Origin of the sequence: Paenibacillus sp. O199 (assembly GCF_001636635.1) — a bacterium.
GTDB lineage: Bacteria > Bacillota > Bacilli > Paenibacillales > Paenibacillaceae > Paenibacillus > Paenibacillus marchantiae.
The window spans coordinates 298,941-325,157 of record NZ_LGRP01000003.1 but is presented as its reverse complement, the minus strand read 5'-3'; the positions used below and the strand labels follow the sequence as shown (position 1 = coordinate 325,157).

The 26,217-nt window shown below is 37.0% G+C and carries 13 protein-coding genes and 1 pseudogene; 3 read left to right on the top strand and 11 right to left on the bottom strand.

The window, feature by feature from the left end; translation table 11 throughout:
• Positions 1-14 precede the first annotated feature (14 nt).
• The 4 genes from A6049_RS06475 to A6049_RS06460 all read right to left on the bottom strand — a co-directional run bounded on the left by A6049_RS06475 (position 15) and on the right by A6049_RS06460 (position 8,550).
• On the bottom strand, positions 15-3,554 hold the full coding sequence (locus A6049_RS06475; protein ID WP_063563847.1) for a hypothetical protein: 3,540 nt from the start codon (positions 3,552-3,554) through the stop codon (positions 15-17).
• A 125-nt stretch (positions 3,555-3,679) separates the two neighbouring features.
• On the bottom strand, positions 3,680-7,462 hold the full coding sequence (locus tag A6049_RS06470) for a hypothetical protein (RefSeq protein WP_063563846.1): 3,783 nt from the start codon (positions 7,460-7,462) through the stop codon (positions 3,680-3,682).
• A gap of 21 nt (positions 7,463-7,483) precedes the next feature.
• Complete coding sequence (locus A6049_RS06465) at positions 7,484-8,179, bottom strand: hypothetical protein (protein ID WP_063563845.1); 696 nt, start codon at positions 8,177-8,179, stop codon at positions 7,484-7,486.
• Between the two features lie 8 nt (positions 8,180-8,187).
• Positions 8,188-8,550 (bottom strand): helix-turn-helix domain-containing protein, encoded by a 363-nt coding sequence (locus A6049_RS06460; protein WP_063563844.1) that lies wholly within the window; start codon positions 8,548-8,550, stop codon positions 8,188-8,190.
• A 141-nt stretch (positions 8,551-8,691) separates the two neighbouring features.
• Between A6049_RS06460 and A6049_RS06455 the strand changes: the two genes are divergently transcribed.
• Entirely contained in the window at positions 8,692-9,690 is a 999-nt protein-coding gene (locus tag A6049_RS06455; RefSeq protein WP_063563843.1) for a DGQHR domain-containing protein, read from the top strand.
• A gap of 2 nt (positions 9,691-9,692) precedes the next feature.
• Here A6049_RS06455 and A6049_RS06450 read toward each other — a convergent pair whose 3' ends face one another.
• From A6049_RS06450 to A6049_RS06435, 4 genes are read right to left on the bottom strand one after another with little or no spacing between them, the layout of a single operon-like run.
• A complete protein-coding gene (locus tag A6049_RS06450) occupies positions 9,693-11,300 on the bottom strand; it encodes a hypothetical protein (RefSeq protein ID WP_063563842.1) in 1,608 nt (535 codons plus the stop codon).
• 33 nt (positions 11,301-11,333) lie between these two features.
• Positions 11,334-12,317 (bottom strand): ATP-binding protein, encoded by a 984-nt coding sequence (locus A6049_RS06445; RefSeq protein ID WP_063563841.1) that lies wholly within the window; start codon positions 12,315-12,317, stop codon positions 11,334-11,336.
• A gap of 14 nt (positions 12,318-12,331) precedes the next feature.
• Positions 12,332-14,305 (bottom strand): hypothetical protein, encoded by a 1,974-nt coding sequence (locus A6049_RS06440; protein ID WP_063563840.1) that lies wholly within the window; start codon positions 14,303-14,305, stop codon positions 12,332-12,334.
• Positions 14,280-14,957: a hypothetical protein gene (locus A6049_RS06435; protein ID WP_063563839.1), complete on the bottom strand. Its 678-nt coding sequence runs from the start codon at positions 14,955-14,957 to the stop codon at positions 14,280-14,282. The genes A6049_RS06440 and A6049_RS06435 overlap by 26 nt, the downstream gene beginning before the upstream one ends.
• 475 nt (positions 14,958-15,432) lie before the next feature.
• Here A6049_RS06435 and A6049_RS06430 point away from each other — a divergent pair, with 475 nt between their 5' ends.
• Entirely contained in the window at positions 15,433-19,596 is a 4,164-nt protein-coding gene (locus tag A6049_RS06430) for a hypothetical protein (RefSeq protein ID WP_063563838.1), read from the top strand.
• 27 nt (positions 19,597-19,623) lie between these two features.
• Positions 19,624-23,346: a hypothetical protein gene (locus A6049_RS06425; protein WP_063563837.1), complete on the top strand. Its 3,723-nt coding sequence runs from the start codon at positions 19,624-19,626 to the stop codon at positions 23,344-23,346.
• A 1,406-nt stretch (positions 23,347-24,752) separates the two neighbouring features.
• On the opposite strand, the pseudogene A6049_RS33930 reads toward A6049_RS06425, so the two are convergent.
• From A6049_RS33930 to A6049_RS06415, 3 genes and pseudogenes are all read right to left on the bottom strand, one after another.
• Positions 24,753-24,935, bottom strand: a pseudogene (locus A6049_RS33930) (fructose-bisphosphatase class III); the annotation flags it as partial.
• Between the two features lie 50 nt (positions 24,936-24,985).
• Complete coding sequence (locus tag A6049_RS06420) at positions 24,986-25,321, bottom strand: hypothetical protein (protein ID WP_063563836.1); 336 nt, start codon at positions 25,319-25,321, stop codon at positions 24,986-24,988.
• Between the two features lie 15 nt (positions 25,322-25,336).
• On the bottom strand, positions 25,337-25,687 hold the full coding sequence (locus tag A6049_RS06415; protein ID WP_063563835.1) for a hypothetical protein: 351 nt from the start codon (positions 25,685-25,687) through the stop codon (positions 25,337-25,339).
• Positions 25,688-26,217 lie beyond the last annotated feature (530 nt).

Sequence of the window (26,217 nt, the reverse complement as noted above, 5' to 3'; positions counted from 1 at the left end):
TGTAATATTTTTATTCAATTATCAGTTTCAATGGTTTCTCTGTCTATAATCCGTTTTGCTTCTCGAGCATAAAATTCTGCAATACTTTTTAGAGTGACTGCAAACCGTTGAAATCCTGCATTTTCAGTATCTTCGGCTTTAAGCATATACTCATCTGAAAGTTTGAGTTCAGGTTGTGCAGTCGGATCTATCCAATGTGCACCTCGCGAGTTAAGTACCCCAGATCTAAATCCCGTACGAATAGGATCTGAATCCTTATCATTCAGTGCAGTAGCCACAGATTCATTTATCCATAGACCTCCTGCGTCGGGTGGAGAATGGACAAGAACGTGACCAACATTAATTAGTGCAACTTCCATGTGTCCTGAGTCTGAACAAATTTCTTTGACACGCTTAAGCCATTTTAAGAAGAATTCATCGTCAAAATCTCCATTTTTTCGACTGCCTGGGGGGATTCGCCAACCATGAAGTAATTTCCAAGCATTTGAAGCAATTGATTGCGATTCTTCATTTGACTCGACTAATGAATCAATCTTTTTAGAACGGTATATCTTTCGGATAAGCTCACAAAAAAACTCAGGCTCTTCTGAAATATGATACTCCAGTAGTTTGGGAGCAACTTTATTACCGCCTTGATTCAATAGTGGCAAATAGCCCCATTCAATGTGAAAAAGATCCTCGAACTTAATTTCAGGAGATTGATGTAGTATTTTAATTAGTCCTACTATCATACTTGGCTTTAAGACATAGCTTGGCTCAGATGAGGATAAACCTGCTTCCAGTGCTTGCAAGCATTGTTTGATATTCAAATTATGCTTCCGGTGTTGGACTACGTTAAGACAATAAATTGCAGCAAAAGGCCTTCCATATTCAATTAGTTTGTTTATTGCAAATGTCAAATCGCATTCTTTCTGATGGGGATTCACATCCGTTTTTGTCCAATATGCATACTCGTTTTCCATTAACCACTTGGCAGCACGATCCCAAGTCTCATTACTGAAAGGTAGATAACAAAGAAATTGATTGATTTTTTCTACACTCCAGTTTGCTTTGTATAGCTGGTTTACCCAAGACCAGCCATTTCTAGCATAACGAGACCAGATATAACCTCTCATCAAAGATATATGTTTTTCTTCTTTAGATTCTAAATAATTTGAGAATAAAATTTCATCATTGTTTTCACTTGATACCGCCCCAAGGCTTATACCTACGTAATAGGGAGATTCCACCCTATATGAAAATTCAATTACCCCATAAATGTCCGTCAATTCTAAGATTTGTACTATTGCTTGCTGACGCTTCACTTCAAGTTGTTTGCTGTTTTCTTCCCAATTCTCCAGATCATCATATAAATCAGGATCATATTCACCGAATAGTCTCTGATGTAAGAGTATTGGATTTTTAGGAATCATATTTGTTGTAACTTTTTCAAGAAGCTTTATCAGTTCATCATCTAAGGCCCATTCTGCTTCAGAGAAACTACGATGTTTTGAGATGAGATTCATAAGTTTATTCCATATAAAAAATCTTTCTTCTTCAGGCTGTTCAATAACTTTCTCGGAGGCCAATATTTCAAGTAGCAAATTAAATGAAGTACGTGGAAGTTCATCGATGTGATCAATAAGCTGATTTAACAATATTGTGTTCTTACTAGCAAGAGAGATGGCCAGATCAGAATAAAACTCTACCTGTTCCCAATATTCATTCTGGGAAGTTTCTTCTCTCCATTGCTCAGGTATACTGTCACGCCACAACGGCTTGTGAGACCCCATTGAAGTCTGATTCTGATTGGGAAGCAGGCTGATTAGTAATTCCCATGCAACATCGGGAAGCTCTTTAGTTAACGTTTTAACAGCAACCTTACGTTTTTGTATCGGTGCTACAGTCTGTGGTAGCCAAGGCAGTAAAATTGTTGTAAGTGAATTGGCTGGACGATTGGACCATGTACCACCAGGGTCAAGGCTAGCTAGTTCACCAAGGATTATGCATACCCTCACTAAATATTGTTCTTCCCAAGCTAAAGATTCAAGCGCCCACAACAATCCAGTCAAATAATTCCCACCTGTAACTCCACTACCCTCTTGTGAAAATAGTTCAACAAATGGGCAATATTCTGAGTGCAATGCTTGTTCAACCGTAAACAAGAACTCTTCTGGAGCAGCCTCTGCTAAAACTGGGAGTAATTTATTCAAGCTCCCCCAAAGCTTCCAGTCTGCTCCCTCAAATATTCCGCGGATAGCATGTATGGTTACCGTTTCAGGTAAACCCTCAGAACAATTAATTAAATCTTCTCTTCGGGTACCTAAGAGTGCTAAAGATTGGGCTAATCCATTTCTGATATATGAAGAGTATGTTAACTTTTTCCCATAAACTCCTGCTGCAAATCGTTCTTCTGAGGGAAGTTCAAAAGAAGGATCTGGTTCAGAGAGTACTGATATGATTAAACCTTTTAGATGGTTCAGATTCTGGTCAAAAATACGAGGACTTAGTATCGACCATAGATCAGTTCGATTTTTTGTTTTCCAAACCCCATTACTGAGTGAGAGAGGACTCTCATTTTGCAAAAGCATCTCTCTTGCTTGAAGTAGCCAATTTGGATGATCTTTCTCTAATAAACTATTTAAAATTCTCATGTCTGTTTCATTGTTTTCTTCCCACATCCCTATTAAGTTAATTAAAGCAAGTGTGGATACTTCATTAAAATTAAACCAATCAGCTTTTCTATTTTCAGACTTTATCAATAGCTTGTCAGGTATATGAGATACATTTGAAAGTTGAAATAGTTCTTTTAAATCATCTGGAAGCTTTTCAAATGTAATGGTTCCAGCATTCTGATTCCATGTTTGTACAATATCTACAATGCGAGGCCAAACCCAATGCGGATATTGTTTATCAAATTGTGCGATATGTGAATGCAAAAGTGATAACACAATTCCCTCTTCTTCTCCGAGATCATAAGCTAAAACATAAAAATGATTTAAGAATGAATAAAAATCATCATCTGAAATATCGGTGTTATTATTGGCCAACTTCAAATGGTGTCTCAGAACATCTAATTTGATTTTGCTTTTAGACGGACTAAAGTTAGATTGTGTTACGTTCCTTTTAAACTCCTCTAAGTCTTTGGTGTGTTTTGCCTGATTTAATATCCATCGAACATTATGTGAATCAGTAGCATTTAATGGACCAGTAATAAGAACAATAACATCCTTTTCTTTGGAAAAGATATTGGAATTATTAAAATCGTTCCAGGCAGCTTGCATTACTTCTGAGAGCATACTGTCTCCATAGGTAATTCCAATTTTATGTTTAATCTGTGCAAGCATCTTAGCTTTTCTCTTGGAAATAGGTTCTTCAACAATAATAATTAAGTCATCAGTATTAAATCCATCAATTCTACCTTGAAGCTTTATTCCGATTACCGGCCATTGCGGTAAACAAGGTACTATTCCCCCAGTAAGCATCAATGTAACAAAAGAAGCTTGGACATGAGCCTCAAAGTGTACTCCTCCGCCCCCGGTTGAAAATGGATTGCTCAGTTGCTTATCTTTCATAAAGATCAATCCTTATCAAAAAATATATCCCTACATTGAGATCTGAATTAGATCATTTAAAAAACTTGTTTTTTTCTAAGCATTAGAATGGTTATATCTTTGATATTCAACTGGGTATCTAATTGTCACTCAAAACGCTCATTTTGATTCTGTTCTTGAGCTTGCTCCCAATTACGAATCCGATTAATTTCTTTTTTTAGAATTGGCTCTTTATTCTTAGCCCACTTTACAACAAATGGATTCTCGTATTTCATTAAGCTTTCTAATAAGGGAAGACGTTTTAACATAACATCGGCCAGTGAGTCTGACCAATGATTTGGATGAAAAACATGCATTAATTGTTCTAGAATAACGTTCGGTTCAAAATAATTATCTATCAAATACTTTGCTAATGATGTCCATTCTATTTGCTGCGATGGCGATGTGTTTTGATAAGCATCAATGATGGATGCCATTAATGGGTATCGCTCTGTTTTCTTTACATCACACCAATTGATTATCAGCTCATCAGATATCAAATTTAGTGGGTTAAGGTTTAATTGTCCGCTAAAAATCTGAGCAATTCTATAATCCATTTCTTCTGTGTCCCTTACAAACACTTCTAAAAACTCAAGTGGTTGAACCTCTACCAAAGACAAAAAAACATGATCAAGATCAGAAAAAAACACATTATCTTCTGTTATTGAAGAATATAGCTTATTAGCAATACGTTTAGCGTTACGGGTAGATTCCACATCCGTAAAACAGATCTTGATTATTTCAGACACAAAATGATGATTCTCAAATGAACGTTGAGAAAAATCATAATTTAAAACCAATTCTTGCCCTAAACTGACAATGTCTTGGCTTAAGCCCTTGTCATCTCTGGAAATTCGCATATAAAATAATTCTACGGCTACAGCTACTCCATCTTCTTTTGAACTTATAAGACGTATTAATTCGAAGAACTTTTCATTATAGTCTATATCATGAGTTCGTATTAGAGCTAAACTTCCGAAAGACGAAATCGGTGCTTTTCCGAGTTGAAGAGACCTCTTCAGACGATCTAAACCATTAGTATCTATTACAACAGACTGAAGCAATGGGAAGACTTCTGAAAGCAATTCGTGATCAATTGCTTCATCCAAGATTTCTTCAGCGGAACTCTTATCAATTAAAGCAAGATAATATAAGAAGCCTTGTAAAAGAAGATACTGTCGGTTTGTGTAGTTAATTTCACTCAGCTTTTCTACCATGTGAGTCCAAAATTTCTTTGCATCACTGGTTTCTTGTGCCAACCCTTGTCCTAACTCATATATATTTCTGTTATAAGTACACATTAGATGTATTAACAAAGAGTCTATGGTATCTTCATGGTTACAAAGTTTACGCCCGAGCTCGTGTAATAGATTACTAACCTTAGCATGTGCATTTTCAGCATCTTCTAAATCGACTATCTCATAGTGGTTTCCCAGTCCAGGTAGAGTTAACAACATTACTTCATCATATAATGAATTGGGTTCTAACAACGTGTTTAACGAGTCAAGTCGTGTTGAAACTTCATCGGACATTTTATCAGAATCATACCTTTTAGTTTTTTTAACCGCATACCAAGCTTCATGCCAGGTTTCTTTAGCCAAAATTTGTTTTACAGCAGATTCTAACACCTCATAGACTTTTGCTCTAGTCCAGAGCCCTCTAAATTTGTTACATAAAACGCTTTTTATCTTATTTCCAATTAGCTTATCCGATATAGCAGTTGACACAGCATATTCAATAAACGTTTCATACCAAGTTTGAATTTCTTCTTTGGATTTTGGATAGTACCCGTAATCTCGAACGTGAGCACCGAAGTTAAAGCTATTGATAGCTGAAAAATTTGAGGTTTCTAGTGATGCATCTAAGAGGTATATTCCAAGTTCAACTTCATTATCAAGATCTGATTCTATGAGGCAGGATATGATCTTAAGCCTTTGCTCAACAGAAGCGTGCGTTCCTGAAAGATAGATATAGAAAAGAGATTTTAGTGTAGTACGAATTGAATTGTTGTTTTCGTTAACATTTTCTGTTAAAGCATAGTTACAGAGCAACCTAGTAGATCTTTCAAATAAGTCGCTATCATATGCTAGGGATCTCAATAAATTTGTGTAATAATAGAAATCAGAATTTTCACGAGAGAAAAATATCGATTCATTCGCTTGATCATTAATTTCCTCCATCCGTGAAAGCACTAACTGGGGATGGAGAGGAGCTACATTTCGAAGGATATTAAGAGCATCCTTATTGAGCTTTTGAAAATCCTCTAATAGACCACCGCTTGAAAGCCAATCTTTAGCTATCTCTCGAGCTAATTGACTATTGTGGAGATATCCAAGCCTTCTTGAAAACGATTGTAATAATCTCGGATTAGCATGATCTTCGAATGTACTTCTAATCAATTGTTTAGGAAGATTCTCCAGCGCATTTTGAGCCAGTTTGTTTGCTATGGCATGTGGTAATACAGCTCTCCAAGAGCTTCGTTGCTGTACGAGATCTCTCCTCTTTAGTTCCGCTATGTTCTGATAGAGTTCTAATACACTCATGCCAGATAACTCGGCTAGTAGTTTTATTTCGATACTGTTTGGGCCAACAGTCTCACTACTGAACGAGTATACAAGTGAACAGATTTCAGCTGCTTTGAGTAATTTTGAGTCTGAATTATTTCGTTGTATAAATAATCTATTAAACAATTCTGCATCCCTGAGATGAGAGATATTATCTCCTATACTGATAGTTCTAGCTATTGCAATGGCAACACGTGCATTTCCACCAGAAATTTTTGCTATCTGTCTTACCGTTACGCTATTTATGTGCTGAAATCTTCTACTGATTACTTTTTCAATCAGTTCAGTTGATGAAGGTTCTAATCGGAAAACCGCTGTTTGTTCAGGTTGATCATCTCTGACGTCGTACTCAATTGTGACTAAACTTATGTAATTATCATTCGCATATAACTTAGTTAAATGATTATGAAGATCAGGGGGACAATTATCTACGATCAGTATTCCTCTTTTTCTAAGTGTTTTAAGTCTTGCAGCAAAAGATCTAGGGTCGGGAATGGGAGCATCACCTAAGTCAGTATAAAAAGCCAAAGACTTCTTGAGAGCTTCTTCACCAATTCGTTTATCAAATAACGCTTGAACTAAGCGTGTTTTTCCTACTCCTGATAATCCGATTAGACGAACTGAAGAACCCGGTCGCCCTAATATTGTTCTCAATTCGTGAATACCTTGTAGCAGATCAGTACTCTCTGTAGAAACACTTGCAGAGTTAGACAGACGAAACGTACCATCGAGTAAATATTCTTCTTCTGTGCTCTCGGAATGGTTTGCCCAGTTACTGAACGCTTGCCATCCTTGTATTGGATGACCAATCTTGTCTCTAACCCATAGAACTATAGAAGGATGACTTCTCACCCAACTAGCAACCCGCTCACGATCATAAAAATCCACTTTCAATTGAGAAGCATTACTGTAATCCGATATGGCTTCCAGCATAGCTGATTTTCTACTTTTTAATGAAGAGTCTGAAATTGATCCCTGGCTACTGATTATTATGTAAGCACCGTTATTATCGGCCAAATCTTTTATCACTTGTCTTAGTAACTTGTTAGGACGCATTTCTAGTAGAATCTCACTCCGAGGCATATCAGGTTTCTTCACTTGAAATGCTGTATGTTGTCTGGGAATAAAGCCATCATTCATTAGTAAAGAATTTGCCTCAACGCGTACATCTATTCCACCATCTTTGGCATTTTGATTACCTCCCCAGGTCACACCTGCGGTCTGGAGTTGCATTGATGATAAGTCAGCTTCACAAAGTAGTCCAATTAAGGATCTCAAATCAGAATCATTAAGTTGAGAGATCTCATCACCCGTTATTTCAAGCATAATCATGCCCCCTATTTGTTGCTAACTTTCTATTGTAATTAGAATATCGTCCAAAATAGAAATCAGATTGTTACGTTGCCCTACTTTCTTATAAACAATAATTTCAGTGAATTCTTCGAAGAGGTTTTTTGAATATGTTATAGCTGTTACTATAAATATGGATATAGTTAAAACACCGAAGAATATAGTAAATTGCCCCTCGGTAGATTGATAGATATTCATTCCATAAATATGTTTCAGAAGATAATTTAAGTTTGGTGCAAGAACTGCTATTAATATACTTGGTGCAATAAGTGCCGGCATTTTGTCTTTACTATTGTCTGTCTTATATGAGTCCATCAAACGTTCAATTTTCCATTTTGAATAGAGGTTATGCTCTATTAGATATTCTGTAATAAGGTGAACCTGAACTTCATGAAAACCGTCGATCCACTTACCTTTTTCTGTTTTAACAGAAAACTCTCTATTAAGTATAATCCGAGATTTATTATTAAACTGTTTATGTATACAAACAAATAACACAAAGAAAACAGTCGCAGATATGATCGTAATCAAAGTCCAATTCTCGGTAAATAACAGTATTAGTGAAAAAATTGAGATTGGCACGGTTAAAATACATGTGATCATATATCCCCAAAATAAAAATGGCATATTCTTATAAATAAGCACACGTGCCCTCACTTTATTCGTGTAATAATCAAGTAATCTGTTTTTCATTTGATCCTCTATTTCTTTGAAGTTTTTAAATTATCGATTGTTTTGAGTATGTCATTCACAAAACTCTCAACTATCTTAATTTCTTCAATGTCTCTATTTACAAGAAGTTCGTTCATTCTATCTAGAATTTCGTGTGCTTCCTTGTTGAACGAATCATTGACATAATTACGAAATAGCTCTTCTGGTGTAATATTTAAAGCTTCGAGAAGTTTTTGCAAGGTATCTAATGATATGTTCCTCTCTCCTTTCTCAATCCCACCAATATAAGGCTGTGGAAGATCTACTTGTTCCCCTAAATTAGCTTGGGTCAATCCTTTTGATTTCCTCAAAGATTTTATTCGTTCGCCTACAAAAGCATTAATTTTTATCATAAGCACAATCACCTCTCTTTTAAGAGTAGGTGTACTTGTGCATGAAATAAATATACTTGTACTATATATTACCATTAGAAATTATATAATATAAGATATATATTTTACTGAGAAAAATATATATTTAAGGGAGTGAATCTAATGAGACAATTACCTCATCAAATAGTTATAGAAAATGTAGTACAAACAAAAATGAGGGGGAGAATCACTTATCAAAGCTCGTTTCCAACCTCCATTGCTATGAATCTAACTTATGTTAAGCCATTCAACGACCCCTCCGGGAAAGGATATCAACGGCCAGTAGATCCAAAGCGTGTTGATGAATTTGCATTATATCTTTCCAGAGGCGAAAACGCATTATTCACACCAATTTTATTGAATGCAGCTGGTATGTGGGAGTTTACAGCTTATGATTCTACTAGACCAATGTTCGGTAGGTTATTTTGTAAGAGTAAAGCATCTTTAATGGATGGACAGCATCGACTTGGTGGGATTAAACGTTATATCGAAGAAACTCAATCAGAACTTAATGTTCCTTTCATGGCATTTCATTTTTTAGATGACGATGAAGAAATTCAACTCTTCGATATTATTAATACAAAAGCCAAAGGAATTGGAACCTCTTTGAGCAAATTCCTGAAAAGAGAATCAGATGAATTAAGTTGGCAAGCTACTGAGCTATTAATATTAAAAGACAGTCCTTTCTATCACATTGGTAGCATCACGGGTAAACGCAGTAAAGGAAGGCATATTACTCTTCAAAATCTTTATCGCATGTTAAAATACTTTTTTAAAGACACTGAGACTACAAAACTATCAAAACATGAAAAGGTGGATCTTGTACTTGGATTTTTCAATATAATGCGTCAAGAATATCCTCATGAATGGATGAACTATAAAGAATATAAACTTACTCATATTGTATGTTTGGACGCGTTAGCAATGGCTGCATCCAAAGCGTTGTCTAACTGTAAGAAAGAAAACTCAACACAAATAGACCATCAAAAGTTTATCAAGTCAGTAAAGCGCCTGAAAAAGATTGACTGGTCTGTTAGTGGACCTTTCAAATATTTAAAAGGTATCTCTAGTTCAAAAACATTAGCTTCGGAGTTAATTGAAATTATGGAATTAGAGAACTAATCCTAAATGTGGCTTCTATCTCTATTTAACGCAAGTTGCATAGGATGAAATGATTCTTCGTTGGATGTTCTTCTCTTTGATCTTATTGTAGGATAAGGACATATCAATTCATTTTCAGAAAAAAAATGATTAAGGTTGTTTTGGTCCCAGAACTTCTGGACTTTATCGGAGAGCTTACCTGGAAAAGAAAAGGCCAATATTGTTTCCTTCAGAGTTAAATCTTTATTCTCAATTATCTTATCAACTGAATCGGTGAGATACAATTTGAAAAGATGTAAAAATAAATAACTATAGGTGTGTGAAATTAACCAACTGATATATGAGTAATTGCTTTTTTTTGTAGGAAATTTAGCTAAATAAGAATTCATAATGTCGAATATTGGGTCTTCGTCTAAATAACCTAAAAATGAAACATTCTCTGAACAAAAACTGGTTCGGCTATAAGGGATTGCGTCTACATCATAAAAATGTACAATCTTCATTATCTTTTGTTTCCACTTAACATATGCAGATGCATAAGGGCAGATAGGAATATCCATTCCTTCCTTTGTTTTTATAACGGAGGTATAACGTTTAATACAACTTTTATGCTTTTTCAAAATAGTTCTTCTTAAATGTTTCGCAACTGAACTAAACATTGAATTTCTTATAATTTGAAACTCGCTCATAACAATATTTTGATGATTTGAAAAAAAAGTGATATGATTTTTTGCTGTGTTAATGTTTTCGAATTCTCTGTTGTTTTTTCTAATGTATTTCCCTTTTAAGTACGGAATGTTATTTATCCTTTTAAGATGATCTGAGGTCTCCACGCTATAATGATCGGGAGTTGTATCCCTCTCGATGTAATTTAGATAAAACTTTAATAATTGGGGTGTCTCATTAATTGAGGTGTGAGGGTATAGATATACTGAGCTCAGGTTACTTTTCTGCAGCTGATTTAGACTTAGCCATTGTATAGCAAGTTTATCTGACAAATCGTTACTTCTGTACGCCTTCCAATGTGTATTAAGGGATACGCCCCTGTTGAATTTTTTGTGTTGATGACTACACATACACGTTAATGTTGATTCAAAATAAGTTTGATCTTTAAATAGTTCATATGGATATTTGGCTGAACAATTGGGACATTGATCATACAATGGTTTCTGATGAAAAGGACATTGTTGAAAAAGACCAAATTGATGCAATATACTATGGTAACCGTCAATTAGGCATTCACAACAAAAAGTTAAAGACTTTCTCCAATACCAATTTCCTGAGAAAATTTCCTGCATTTCTCTCATTCCGCCATCATTCAAAAATCCAGATATGTTTTTAATTACATCAGAATTATACTTTTTTAATGAGAATCCTAAAATGTTTATAAATCTATTATCATCAAAACTGGGCATTGAATACAAATTATGATTTCTTGCACCAACAATAGTCTTTTTTTTGATTGTCTCTGAAGTCCCAAACAAATGAAAATAGTCTCGTTTATTAAGTAAGTTAGTGAATTGAATTTTTTGAAAAATAGACCAGGGAGATTCAAACTCAGATATCCAATCTGTATTCCAAGTAATTGAACCATCTGGCTTTGATAAGTAAACCTTTAGTTCAGGAATCATTTTTAACCACCTTTTCAAATCGAACTGATATATCTAAATTAAGTCGTTGTATAGCTCATTTTCGATATAACCCGACTTACCTAATGAGTCTAACCAATGGCTAGACGTCAAATGGTCAACATTTTTACCTAAGACACCGTATTTTTTAAAAGCATATTCTATAGTAAGCGTTAAATATTGCATCGGTATCTCTAAAGGTTTAGTAATTCCTTTTTCTTTTCTAATATTGGATATAGTAGAAAATAGCTCCTCTGTGGATGATTCTAAACGAAATCCTTGCTCATATGCTTCCGGAAAGAAGAATCTAGTGTAGGACCAACCACTATTTGTAGGGTATTCAGATAAAGAGTCATAACCGACTAAACAGGTTTGTAGCTCATCTTTTGTTCTTACGCCTGAGAATTTGTACTCATGAACCATAAAGCGACCAACAATTTGTCCCATTTTTGAAGCAATAAAACCTGATCTAACATGCTTTAATTCTTCTTGGCCAACTAAGATAACTGTCATGCTAATTCCGAATTCTTTCAAATAATTATAAATATCCATTAAAATATTGTATTGAACTGGAACAAGACGCTGGGCATCATCAATAAATAGAATTAACCTTTTACTTCCTGAACTCTCGATTATCTCTTGAAGATATTTTTTTAATCTTTCAGCTTTCATAGTTTTTCTTCCTGAGAAAGGGATTCCGTGTCCAAACTGTACCAATAATTCTTCATAGAAAGTGGTTTCATTAATTCTTGAATTTTGCTCACATTTAAATTTTAGAATAGGAAGCTTCTCACCAAAATCTATTGGTAGTTCCTTTGTTAAGTAGTCGATAGCCCAAGTCTTACCTAATCTAGGTCTGCCATAGGCTATTCCGCCTGGTGCTCGGTTTTCAATCCATTGCTTAATATTTTTGTACATTCTTCTCACTTCTTTAGTGCCTATGAAGTAAATTCCAGTTTCGATGGGATGAGTCTTTGGGGGTACATATGGCCTGTTTATATCTGAAACATCGATATTCATCAGAAATCTTCCTTTCAAAAGTTGTAAGTTCGAAAAATTCTATCATCGTCATCGTCTTCTTCAATAAATAAATTGTTTACATCCCCTGTTGACTGGACATCTGGAGCAAAGAATTGCTCTTCTTCTTTTTCATGGTTGTTTGTAGATGCTAGTTCGACTTTGTTTAGTTCCCTTTGTAATTGTGCGATATGATTTCGTTCTCTCTTTCCAGTCTTAGCTTTAGATGCTTTATACTCATAGTAGATTTGAAATGGATCTTGATAAGTAGTAAAGAATATTTTCCTTTCATTCTTTAATTTATTTATAGCCTTCCTGGTTCGCAATGAATGAGGTGTTATCCCCCAAATGCCATATCCAGTAAGGTATCCAAACTCACTACCATCACTCAAAAATACTTTTACTGTTCGTATATCATCAACGTTTACTACGATTGTTAATTCTGTGCCGATCAGGTGAGGACTATTACCAAGAATATCGCTTTGATATCGAACTCCTTCATAATTGATGAATGGGCGTTTTCCTTTTGCTATGTCTCCACTCACTCTTCTTTTAGTTTGGATCATAAAAAAAATGGCGTCTTTTCTTTTTTCTGGTTCCAGGATTCTTGGTTCCATCCCTCTTTCAATTCGTTGTTTCATCAATTGAAGAGGAGAAAAGTTTCTAATCCCACTATGGGGAATACCATTATAATCAGATACTAGAATATGAGTTAGCTCCTCTAGTTCCGATAAAGAAATATCAAACTTTTTTGCTTGTTGTTCTGGATTTTTACGAAGAGGATCAGAAGGATTGCTTCCAGTGGTACTCACTAATTTATGGTATCCAAGCACTTCAAGGGAACGAAATAATCGTTCAATAATGCCTCTTACTTCTGGAGCTTCGACCGGACCAGGATTTAGAGTACAACGAACTACTTCATAAAGACGATCGGTTACGATATTTGATAAATTTGCTTTACCGTTGTCATAGCTGAATTCATCCCAAAGAGCCCATGCCGTTTCTGGAATTTCAGCCGAAGGTATACCACCTTTAGGATCATAATCGATACCAGGTATCGAAAATTTCCGTTTTTCATAAGGGGTTACTGTGTTGCGAATACAATGCAAAACATCGTCTTTGTTATATTCTTTATTTACACAGAGGTGATGACCTAATATAGCTCGAGTTGCCACATCAACTATTACAAGAAGCCATACCCGTTCAACAACTTCTGTAAATAAGTCTCCTTCAGGGGTTTTAAATGTGATAGTAAACATCGCATCAATCTTATGTCCATCAAACTGAACGCGTTGAAAAGGCCTTTTTAATATCAAGTCATGTGTTGGCGTTTTTCCCATCCGTGCTTGTCTAGCTGCTTCTTTTCCGTAACGTTTTACACCTTCTGAAAAATAATTACTCTCAAGTTTTTTAAAGAAACGATATAGTGACCGGTATCCTTTGTCATTGGTATTAAACGGATAGTCATGTATTCCTAGACCATTCTTTTCGCATAAATTTAGGAATAATCTATGAATCCCGTCAGTTGAGATTGTGGGCATCGTAGAATTTTTTCCTTTTCGTCTTAAATATGCTGAGGTGATCTTCTCCTTAATTTCTGGATGTTGTTCAAGGAGTTTGTTGAAGGCCCCACTGAATTTGGGCTGTTGCTGCTGTGGGAAAAAAGTTGTGGTTGCACTTCTATCATACTTTTTAGTTCTCTTATGAGGGATTAATGCTCTAAATCCCCATATTGCTTCAGTTAATGGGTCGAATTCTAAACATTTTTTTATAAATATGATTAATTCTTTTTTACTTACTCCTGTTTGCTCTGTAATTTTTTCTAATGTAACTTCTTCATGAAGCATGTATAGATTCACTGCAGCTTCTCGTTTTTTGAATATCTCTCTATCTTCAAGTTCAAGTTGCATAATATTAACAATTGGCCAATTTGAGATGTCTTTATGTTTCGGATCAATATTTATATTATCTAAGATACGTCTTCTCGACATTCAACTGCACCTCCGTCAATCCACAAAGTAAGTCCTGATCTTGATTAAAAGTGAGTATCCCATGAAGGATCAGTACAAATATAGAATTCCGAATCATCACAGGATGATATTCAGATTGAATGGATTTTTCTAAATCACGAACTGTCATAGGACCATTTAAAGCTGATCTATAAATCAGATCATACACTTCTGGTTTTATGTCAGAAAGTGGAGTGAAAAAAGGAATCAACGTTTTTTTATTTGCAATAATAGTGGAGTTGTGTCGTATATCTTCTTCGGTCAGAACACAATGTGTCTTGTTGTTCTCTGCGCACCATATTTTTTGAGCATACATTTCGTTAATTGCTTGTTCGCTTGAACGTTTGCTATCCGGATCTATTTCATAGGAGTAACGTATAAACACAAACTTTTCTTCACTTTCTGATTTAATCCACATATCAAAAACTGTTTCGACAACTTTACCTGCAATAGATACTTTTATTTTCAACGGTCTTTCACAGTAACTCATTACTGTATTATCGGATTCCGTCAGAACCCAATGATCATATTGAAGTGAATTGTATAGTTTAACCTCTCTATGAAGCCTTCTACTATATACATAAAATCTATTCCTACCCATTTCATTTTTTATCTTATTGATTGGTGAATACAAGCGCACAACCCTCCAAAAATTATATTTTTACTACAATATTTTATATTCAACCTCGTATTCTGTAATCCTTTGTCTATAAAGCACTTTTTTTGTCTAAATGTATATAAATTTAGAATTGTTCTCGTGTAAACAAATAATGAAATAATTTGATTACTTAACTTCTTTCCCGATACTGATAAATCTCACTTTTACTGCTTCATCAGTAAAATTACACTGAACTTGAGTTAAAAATAGTTCTTAGTAAAAAGGTTGTTTTGCGACACAATGCTTAAAATACACACACATACTTATTTAATTAAATTCTCAAAAATGCCAAGTATATCTATGCAGGAGGAGAGCAAAATAAGAAAAAAGTAGGAATTAGTTGCATACGTCATAAAAAATGATTTTGGTCAATTGATATGTATCTACAGGGGTTAGTTTTAATCTTTATCCGCATCAATTAATAAAAGAGATCATAAAGGAGGATTTATTAATGACAGTAGAACTGAATACTAGCCTTTTGGAACAACAGTGGTTTTCAGGGATTTCAGTCCCTCCCTCAATTCCGAAGCAAACTCCTGATGTGAGAATTGAGCCCAACCGGGTGATTTTTACACTAGGGGGGAAAGAACGATGGATAATTGATCCTGAACAGTTGGATGGCAATCCTACATTCAATGTTAATCAATCCAATGATCGCAACTCGATAATTATAAAACTTGAAGACGTTAATTTTCCTGGAACCAACCTCCCCGCTGATTTCACATGCGAAATTACTGATTTAGGAAAAGTAGAGCCAAAAATACGTTTGACTCTAATGTTAGGAGGCTTTAAAGGAGGCATAGTTCCGCTCGCAAAATGGTTATCTGGGGCAAAGGCTATAACTGGTCAAATTCAGTTTAACGAAAAAATTCCAGTTTGCTCACTTGGTGAATATTGGAATTTTTGTTTTCGTGGGTCCGCCAAATTAGAAGTTTTTCCGGGATGGATTTTTAAAGTAATCCGTGAACGAACATCATCATTTCAGGCTGTGTTGACAGAATTCAATTCTAGAAAAGTTAATGTTTCCTCAAATTCCCTGGTCTTTGGGATTCCTGCCTCAGGTGATGCAAGTCTTTTTGCATTAACACCTGTTCGTCGAACTATGTTCTCTTTACAACAAACTGACCATCCCTCTTGGTTGATTCCTTGGAAGATCAATCTCCCTAGAGGTTTGGAACTAGATTCTTTAGGTGTGCAAGTTCTCTATGAGGCATTGCACTTAGAAGCGACTTCCCTTGCATATGGAATCAAGGAACAAGCGTTTGTTGCTCAGACGGTTACAAACAGCACAAAATTAAAAGTACAGAATATACAATTACCTCTTCGAGAATTGAAATATGCGATGGGGTTCGAGATGAACAACATTCAATCAGCGCTATTAGGACGTTTCAGTGCAAAACCTGAGTGGCACACTCTAAGTGGAAGTAGTTTGCTCTTAGGAGATGGACCGGGCTCCAGTTTTACATTGATCGCCAGAAATAAACGTATTGAACATGCAATTGTTGCACCAGCACTATTATCTTTTGCAGCTCCTTTGTCAGATATAGTTGTAGAGGCTATTCCAACAAAACCATTTAATGTATTAGGAATTTATCCGATAGGAGATGGCCGACACCCTGGTTTTTCCAAAACGGAAGATCTAGGACTACCCGCACTGCAATTCGACCCCAAGCTCAAATCACCGATTTTGGTAATGTCGGATCTTTCTTTCTCGCTGCTTCGTTCTAAAGATCTTATGTCGCTCCGATTCGCTTTCATCAATATGGAATTTCGGTCTGGAGGTGGGGAATATGCGCATCTCAAAAAGGTATCAGCCGAGACACCTTCCTATATGATTGTTTATTTTTCGCCGCAACATATCTCTGAAGAAGCATTTGCCGAAAGAAACGGACCCTATCCGGAACCGCCAGTAAACGTACGTATGTCTGGCCCTAGCCGACTCGTATTCCGTCTTCCAGAAACAGTTAGTTCACTTCCATATACATTGGAGGCTCTTCTCAATTGGAGACATTATGAACAAAGTGTCGTGCCGACAGCGATGCCATCTTCTGTCTCCCCTAATACCCTAATTAATCACTTGACTGGATATAGCATAGATGAAACTAACCCATTGTTAATACCTGAGCTACCCGGTAAAGAAACGACACCACCGGCACCAGAATATACAGCGATTGAGGCACCATATCGTCTCATTCTATCACCAAACTGGTTTTCAGGTTGGGGTCATTCTTCGCATCCAATCACTATTGGAGGATTAACTGAGCTATGGCACACACGTCTCGGAGTTCGAACAATAGATGGTGTGGATGAACATGAGGCCTCCTTACGTACTGTCCGTGCAATTTGGCAGAAAGATGACAAAACCCAACCATTCACCACGTCGTTGAATACAGACCAACGTAACGCCATTATTAATAAATCTTCAAGCGAACCTCAAGCTGTTCAGGTCAATCATATGATCCTGTCCTCATTAGGTGCTTGGCTAGACCTACTTGGGAATTGGCCGGAAAAAGCAGGTGAACTTAGCAATTGGACTCACAAGTCTGCAATGGGACGAGATAATTTTGTCCAGACCATTTTTGAAGGGTACCTCTTTCCCTTTGGTCATCGTGCTGCCAAGATCAGAGTAACCGAGAGAAGATTCGAACCTTCTGCTAATCCGGATAAGATCGAAATGGTATCCTATCTTGTCTCATGGGAAATCGTTGTTGTCCGGGAGCCAAAACGTTCCTTTCCAGCACCTGGCATGCCCGATCAAGGGAGACAATTTCCATTTCGAAGTGTCGAATTAAAGACTCTTCGAACACCACACATTGATGTGAAAAATGTGGATGATCCATGGTTAACAGTACAAAATCAAGACATTCTATTTCATGCAATAGGTGAGGATCAAGAAGGTCGAACGATTGAGTTTACTACTCCTTTTGCTTTCGTAAGTAATTTCGACCCAAGTCGTATTCAAAATCTAATTAATGAGTTTAACCTTAAAGATACTAACGCAAATCGAAGAAACCGGGATATGAATGGACAAAAACTGGCATTCGCTTCATCCAATCAGCCTGGTGATACAGAATATGTGACGAACAAAATGATGTTTGGAGCTACAGAAACAGGTAAAAATCCAACTGGGAATAATGAACTCCCGGGATATTGTCCAGTATTAATAGCTGCTGATGTTACAATTCCAGCAATTGAGCAAGTTACAAACACAAATGCCAAAAAATTTGACAATACGAAGAATCTAATTGTAAATTACCACCAAACTTACCTTCAATCGAGTTTTGATCTAGATCAGAACCCCGGTGAAGTTTTTCTTACACTAAAAGACAAGGTGAAAAAAGGGTTTCCGGGAGACATGGCGGGCGGTATAGTCACACCGGATTTGAGCGTTAAAGGTCTATCGCGTACTTATGGGCCAGTTGTGACAGATCAAATTGGAAAATGTATAGATCCATGTACTGTTCTGGGCGAAGCTAAACTTCTTGGTGGTATTTTACTTAAAAAGATTGTATGTCAAATAGACATTTTCAAAAATCCTAACAGTATACCGAAGTTGACTACCCGAAAGATCTATCCTGAAGGAAGAGAAGATAGGAACGCTCTTCCAATAGCCATTGAGACCCGATATACGTTTGAACCACAACTGCAGTCTGACGGAAAAAAATTATTCGAGGTTACCAACAACTCCGCAATGAAAATCTCGGCTGTAATATATACAGATTTAGTAAACAATGAAGAATCAAAGTTTGACGTGTCTGGAGAAATAAGCAATTTCAAAGTTAACTTGATCGGTACGGACCAGACAACATATTTTTTAACACTCCATTTCAACAAACTAAATTTCCATGCTCAAAGCGGTAAAAAACCGGTGGTGACGCCGAAAATTGAAAATGTTGAATTCGGGGGCGCACTAAAATTTGTGAATTCTCTTCAAAGTTACTTGAAATCCGAGGGAGAAAACTTAGGGATTGCTGTCACTCCAAATGGGGCTATAGCTAGTTCCATAATAGCCATTCCTGACATCTCTTTAGGGATGTTGTCACTTCAGAACATCACGTTTATTAGTCAATTTCTTCTTCCTTTCGATGATTCTCCGGCAACCTTTTACTTTGCTTTTGCATCACGTGAGAACCCATTTTTGCTCACGGTCGGAACCTTTGGTGGAGGCGGATTTTTCGGGATTATGTTATCACTAGATGAAAAAAATCCAGTAAAAATGCTTGAAGCGTCCTTGGAATTCGGCGGTAATCATGCGATTGACTTGGGGGCTGCCAGCGGCAGTTTATATTTAATGGCAGGTATATACTATCGAATGGAGATCGATGAGCAAAGTCAACGAACCTGTCAGCTCACAGGTTACGTTCGTTGTGGCGGAGCACTACGGGTTCTTGGGCTAATTACGATTTCAGCTGAGTTCTATCTTAGTCTAAATTATCGAGATTCTGGCAATGCTTGGGGACAGGCATCATTAACAGTAAAAGTTCACTTAGTACTCCATTCGAAAACCGTGAAACTTACAGCAGAGAAGCAATTTTCGGGTTCAAACCAAGCTAATCTTATTTCAGACATGATTTCGAAAAAAGATTGGATTGAATATTGTCAAGCTTTTTCATGAATAAACAGAAGAATAAGGGGTTTTTTTATGCTTAAACAGGATGTTATGTGGACCGCGTTACCAAATGGTTTGAAAAATAATCGATTATGTCTATCCGTCTTAGTTTCGCCAAGATTGATGGCACAACATCAAGACAGAATTCTGGAGCTTCATCAATTCCCTGACTTTCTTGACTGGCCGTCTATAAAGCCTCATTTTTCAGTTAGTTTTGCAAACGGACCTACGTTAAATGCGACTGTTGTTGTTGCCCCTCCTCCGAGAGGGACAGATCCGTCAGAGTTGTGGAAAGCGTTATTCTTATCGAAAACAACTGTGCAGCCCTATGTATTCAATCCCGAAGAGTTCCATTTGAGGAAGATCCGTTCGTTTCCAGTTAATAAACTTGTTTCTTTGATCAAGGACATATATAGCGAAGTGGGTTTAAATACACCAACAGAGCTTCCTCACCCAGACCGAATTTCATTACCTCAATTGGAACCTTCGGAAGAAGTAGGCGAAGCTATTGAAGATTTACTTTGTGAAAATGGTGCTATTGGAGATGAATCAGCAATTCCGGAACTGTCTACTCTACCGACATGGCAAGGGGAAATGTACCAATTTAACAAATTTTATTCAAAAAATGATCCACAAAAACGCATAGAGCCTCAGGTGCCTCAGCTCGATTTTCACCAGATAATCTCCAGTCTAGGAGATTATCCATATCTGATGCGCCTCCTTGGTCTGGTAATCGATTTAGAAGTTGATTTTGATCCAGGAATTCCTCTCAACGGAAGCTTATCCATAGTACCCACTTGGCCATCAACGAGCATGAACACAGACAGCTGCCCTCAGACACTCTATTCACTTGATCCTACGGCTAAAACCTTCTTTGCAGCATCAGAGAAGTCATCAAAAATAAAGGAAGGATACTTAGAAATCCATGACCCTAACGCCGGCACAAATCAACAGCCCTACTCAGTTATACAAGTGGATGCCGACGGCACTGCATTCAAATTTAAGGATTTCGTACGTAATATTAGAGAACTAGAGAATGACTCTAAAGATTCTATAAAGGGCGCGCTTCCATCTTTAAGATCTAATGGATTATCCCTGGTATATGGAGGGCAAGCATGGGATCTCTTACTACTGCTTAAAACAAGTGTCACGCAACATAGCAACATCGAAACCGGAGGAGGCATGTTATCTGCAGAGCATTTAGTACGTGGATATCGTGTAGATGTGTGGGATGAGGATTCTAATAAATGGTATTCCCTGTGCCAACGAATAGGAACCTATAATTTCACAAATATTCAACATATATTAAAAATGGTGAAGGATGAAGGGTTTATTTCCCCTATAATAACAACCGGAACAGATGAAACACCAAAGCAAGACCTTCATATGCATCAGTCACTCTTTACTTGGACAGGTTGGAGTTTGGTCACGCCAAGGCCAGGTAAGATTATCGACGCACCAGTGAATCAAAGTATGGTTAATGATATTCATTTAGAGACCTCTTTCACTCCGGCTAATCGCTCGCTCCCAAAGCTACGTTTCGGAAAGAGGTATAGTCTCCGGATCAGGGTGGTGGATTTGGCTGGAAATAGTCGTAAATTGGAAGAGAATTCTTCTTCTCTAAGTACTACACAGACCGAAGAGGTCTTCTATAGCCGTTACGAACCGGTAGAATCCCCCCTTGTAAACTTTGTAAATCCTACAAAGATAGATAAGTCGGTGTATCAAATGGTCATAAAAAGCGATACCCCAACCTCGGTCCGAAAATTTGACCCACCAGTTATATCTCAAATCTTGGCTGAACAACATGCATATTTCGATACACCATCAGGTCAACTTAATCCTGGGGCTTATGATGATTTTGCAAACGGGAATGTTTTATCAGACCCATTTTCACGGGGAGCAGCTTTTTACGGGTTACCTGGGATGAAACAAGATGAGATCAAGAAGATTTCCTTTTTTCATCACGGTAAAATTAGACCGTTTGATATCAAACTAGAAAAAAATGAACATGGAACTGTACCTACTATGCCTATATGGAATGAGCATGATCGAATTTTACATGTGTATTTGCCAAAAGCAGAATCAGTCACGGTTCAGCTGAGTTCTTATTTAAATGAAGGTGACGCTAATGTAATGGGAATCTATAGAGATCTTAAAGCTAAGGGTACTAGTATTGATCACCCTATAACGGATCAATTAAGAGATCTTGCTTTAGAGGGGCGACTTTGGATGCTAACCCCATCACGAGAAATAACGCTCGTTCATGCTGTTCGACAACCCTTGCTCGCACCAGCCTTCAAGCACTTTAAAATAAATCGAAACAAAGGGGAAACTTATGCTGTCTTAACAGATTCCATTGGTGTCTGTGGTAAATCAACAGCAAAACTTGATATTCAAGCTAAATGGGATGAACCCATAGATGCGTTAACTGAAGCCAAGTACAAAGTGTTATCTCACAAGGCGCATGTATGTGAAATCAAAGTAGACCCGTCGATGACGAATGCTAATCTTGATTACAGTTATGAATTTAGCGACACCAAGTTTCGAAAGATAACATTCACTGCAAATGCGACTAGCCGGTTTAGTGAATACTTTCAAGAAGAAGTTCTAGCAAGCCAGATCGATTTTTTCTCTGTTTTACAGCTGAATAGGCCTATTGTTGAAGACTCCGAAATCGTGACAAGCACAGAAATCAACAACATCTGTTTCAAGCGGGGGAAGGATTATTTCATCAACTACGAAAAGGGCACCCTTACGCGAACCAACTATGGTGCTATTCGAGAAGGTGAAAAAGTTAGCGTGCGGTATTCGTATCTTCCTGAATCAGTTACACGACAAGCAGATTATCCTGTAGTTATAGATATTTGTAATTCAGCCCCTCCGGCTTCACCGAAAATACTACATTCCATTCCTACATTTGAATGGGATCCAAAAAAAGACAGCGTTCTTCGGAAGGGCGGCAGATTACGAATTTATTTGGACAGACCGTGGTTCTCATCTGGCGATGGAGAAATGCTTGGTGTAGTTATCTTCCCTGCAGGAACCAAACTTCCAGAGAATGTTGCACCGTATGTAACAAATTGGGGCAAAGATAGTATTCGAATTGACGACGGGATACTTCCTCCCCTACCCCAAACAAGTCATTTTACTCGAGCTGTTAAGTGTTCTCCAGTAGAACTTCAAGAATTGCCAGGCACCATAGTTGAAGTTGCAGGTCATGATGTAAAATATGAGGATGCTCGAAAGCTCTGGTGTTGTGATTTGGATATCGATAGCGGTGATGCGTATTATCCGTTTATTCGATTGGCTCTGGCGCGCTATCAACCAATGTCTGTGGCCGGTGCGCATCTTTCACGAGTGGTGTTAATGGATTTTATTCAGTTACCCCCCAATCGACTTTTTTCGATTCAAAAAGACCCAGACAATTTACAAAAGCTAAACGTCAGCTTAACAGGTCCAGGTTATCTGTCCGGTACTTCTGGAGCATTAGGAGGGGAAGTCGAGGTACAGCTTGAAATCAAGAAAGACGAGAGTTGGTTGCCGATTCCCAATGCCACTTTCTCCTTGTCAACTACTAAAGCAAATCCATCTTCTTGGACGGGACATGTTACCTTGCCTAATGAATGTGAGGAATACCGATTGATCATAAAGGAATACGAACGTTATAAGACTGATGAAGATCCTCCTAACGACAGTGAACGACGTCTCGTCTTTGCTGCTGAGCTAAAATATAAAAATGGACGACCGTGTTAAATTATGTTTTCAGCCTTAGATTAAATAAGGCAGTCTTTTGAAAAGACTGCCTCTTTTTAAACACTAACATAGCAACAATGTTATTTTTTTTGAACGCCATGTGTTGCTAACATGTTTCTTCCTTATCAAGATTAATTTCAAAATCTGTTTTTGAACTGGCGATTTTAAGTTCAGCGGAAGTGAAATGTCGTTCATAATGAACTTTTGTAGTCCATCTAGTACCTAATTGAAATCAAAGAGCCCCAAAAACCACGTTCTTGTCGTAGATGACGCAGTCAACCGACTGCGCGAATCAATTTTTAATGTCGTATTTTGGGGTAACCACCATAATAATCATCCAAAATGCTCACTGAAATGATGATTTACTTCTACACCCAGCAGGTTTACCCTTCTTGTCAAAGCGCCTAGTTCTGAATCTTCGTATGACTAACTTTGGCATATAATTTAAGTTACAAACCCGAAACAGCGTTTCTATATAACTTTTTTCAACATTCCATATTTTTATTGAATTCTCTTGCTCCTGCATCTGCAGAATAACTTCCCCCCTAATCTAATGATATGTCAATCATTTTGGCTGCACGTGCAAGCCAGCATACTTCTTCAACTTGCTTCAGAATGATAGTTAAAACTTCTTCAGCTGGTTATAATCCATTATTAGGGTAATCCCACCTCCAAATGTAGGTCTAAGGCAAGGGGGGCAAGTCAATTCCACGGCTTTGCATGTTCATCAATGATACCAAAACGAGTCTTCATCGTGGCTAAGTTTGCGTTGGCTAGATTTCCGAAAGTGTATATATCCACACAGGCTAAGTTCTATTTCATCCTCCTTCCAATAACCCAACTCACATACAGGATGATGCCAGATTTCGGGAACGTTTCATAGGTTACTTTATCAATAAACTCAGTTGTTATTGCTAGAATATCCAAACAGGTCTCACCGTAGCCCCTATGCGAGATTTCCTGGAAACCTATTAACTCTATGAAAGTATTAGATTAAATTCTGGATTATCAGAGTTCCTATGACCCAGATGATCTAATGAGAATATGTATATCCATTATTCATCTCAGCAAAAGGAATTGATCTCTAACTTCTTTTCTTCTCCAAAACAGTTGGGAACTTCATGTCAAATTCCAGCCTGGTAGGGAACTTTATGTCACTAAAAATTGACAAGAAGTTCCCTATCAAAAATTAAAAAACCCTTGTTTTATAAGGAGTTTCTTGCTGGCGACATCATGTTTGATTCCCTATCTATGCTCTACAGGATATACGCCCAAATAATAGTCTACATGTTATAAACTTAGTAACCATAATATCCATTTATGTTTTTTGATCTTGAGATTTGTTCTGTCTAGCTCATAAAAAATGATCCTTGAGACTGTGCAGCATCGAAAATTTCCTGTAATATCTTTTTTCCTACATTTGTTTCTCTAACCTTTTCAAACTTTGTCATCTCTCTTTGGTAAAAGAGAGATGAATTATATTCTCCTGTCCAAACATACCATACCATATCAGTGGCCAGATCATCCGTCTCCTCAGGACGATGAAACGTTTGGCGTATGAATTTTTCAAAGACATCGAGTAGTTCTCGTCAAGAATAAGTCTTTTCTCCAATAGCGCTGATGATGGTTGGGGCTAATTTCAACTTTCTGTCTGAACTAATCCTATATCTTCTTCCTCCAAAGCATAAATAGTTACATCTATATTTTCTTTCGAGTTATTAAAAAGAGTAACATTCCACTCTAAAGTTAAAGGGAGATCAGGATTTGGGCCACCTTCATAAAAAACTGGCGATTTCTCCACTATACCTACTGGAGCTATCTTTTCACACTCCCAAAAAATATCTCTAATTCTTACTCGATTATTATTTCTATTATCGGCTGTAACTTTATGTTTTATTTGTCCATTTTTAGGGATCGTTGTCATTATTTTTTTATTTAGCTCTAAGTGCTTTTTCCAATACAAATGTGATTCCATTGATAATCACCCCTCTTAAATTTCAACTTCGATGGTCCCGGCTTTGTGTAATACTTGGACATAAAGATCGAACGTAATTGGATTAGTTGAATGATTAAAAAAAACAACCTCCCAAGTTTTAAAGTCCCACTTATTTCCTGATAATTTCTTAGGCATCTTCTGACATATGCTTAGTGCTTTATTATTAGGATCACTGGTGATAACCCAAAAAATATCTTCAATCATTGCCCCTTTTTCCGTAACTTCTACTGGTACAGGTTCTGGCTTACCAGGATCACAAATTATATTCGATGCAACTAACTCAACTCGGTTATCGTTGATCCAATAGGGCATTTTTTTGACAGTGAGAACTTCTGCGGTGGACATTAAGCTTACCTCCCTAATAATTTTTTACAATCTTAATTTCAACTATCTAAACAGGATTTATTCATGGCTTATTTTGTATACGAAGACAATCGCGACAGCTATTTAAGATGAATGAACTTGGGTTATCCCACTACTATCGCTAAAGCTATTGCTTTCGCAATTGAGCAACCAAATGACGTGGATGTAGTTGAAATAGTGGTCCGCCCCACACCATAAGGATAGAAAAAACATAAGAGCTCACAAGATTTGTTGTGAGCTGAAATGGTGAACAGTTCACGCTTGCACGAAAGTAAATCGACAGCTGCCTCGTTTCCATTTAGGTCAGCATACAGCACATTTGTTCAAAGAAAAAAATATTAAGCATACCTCGCCTTTAAGGATGCACAACTCAATAAAGCATCACTTGTGACATGTTTCCCTGTTCAGTCTCATCCTTGAGTTAAAGTACCAAAGGTGGCCGTTTGAGCCTTAATATTCAGATAGACTAAAATTAGACGATAATAAAATCCTGCAATAATACCATGTTCTTA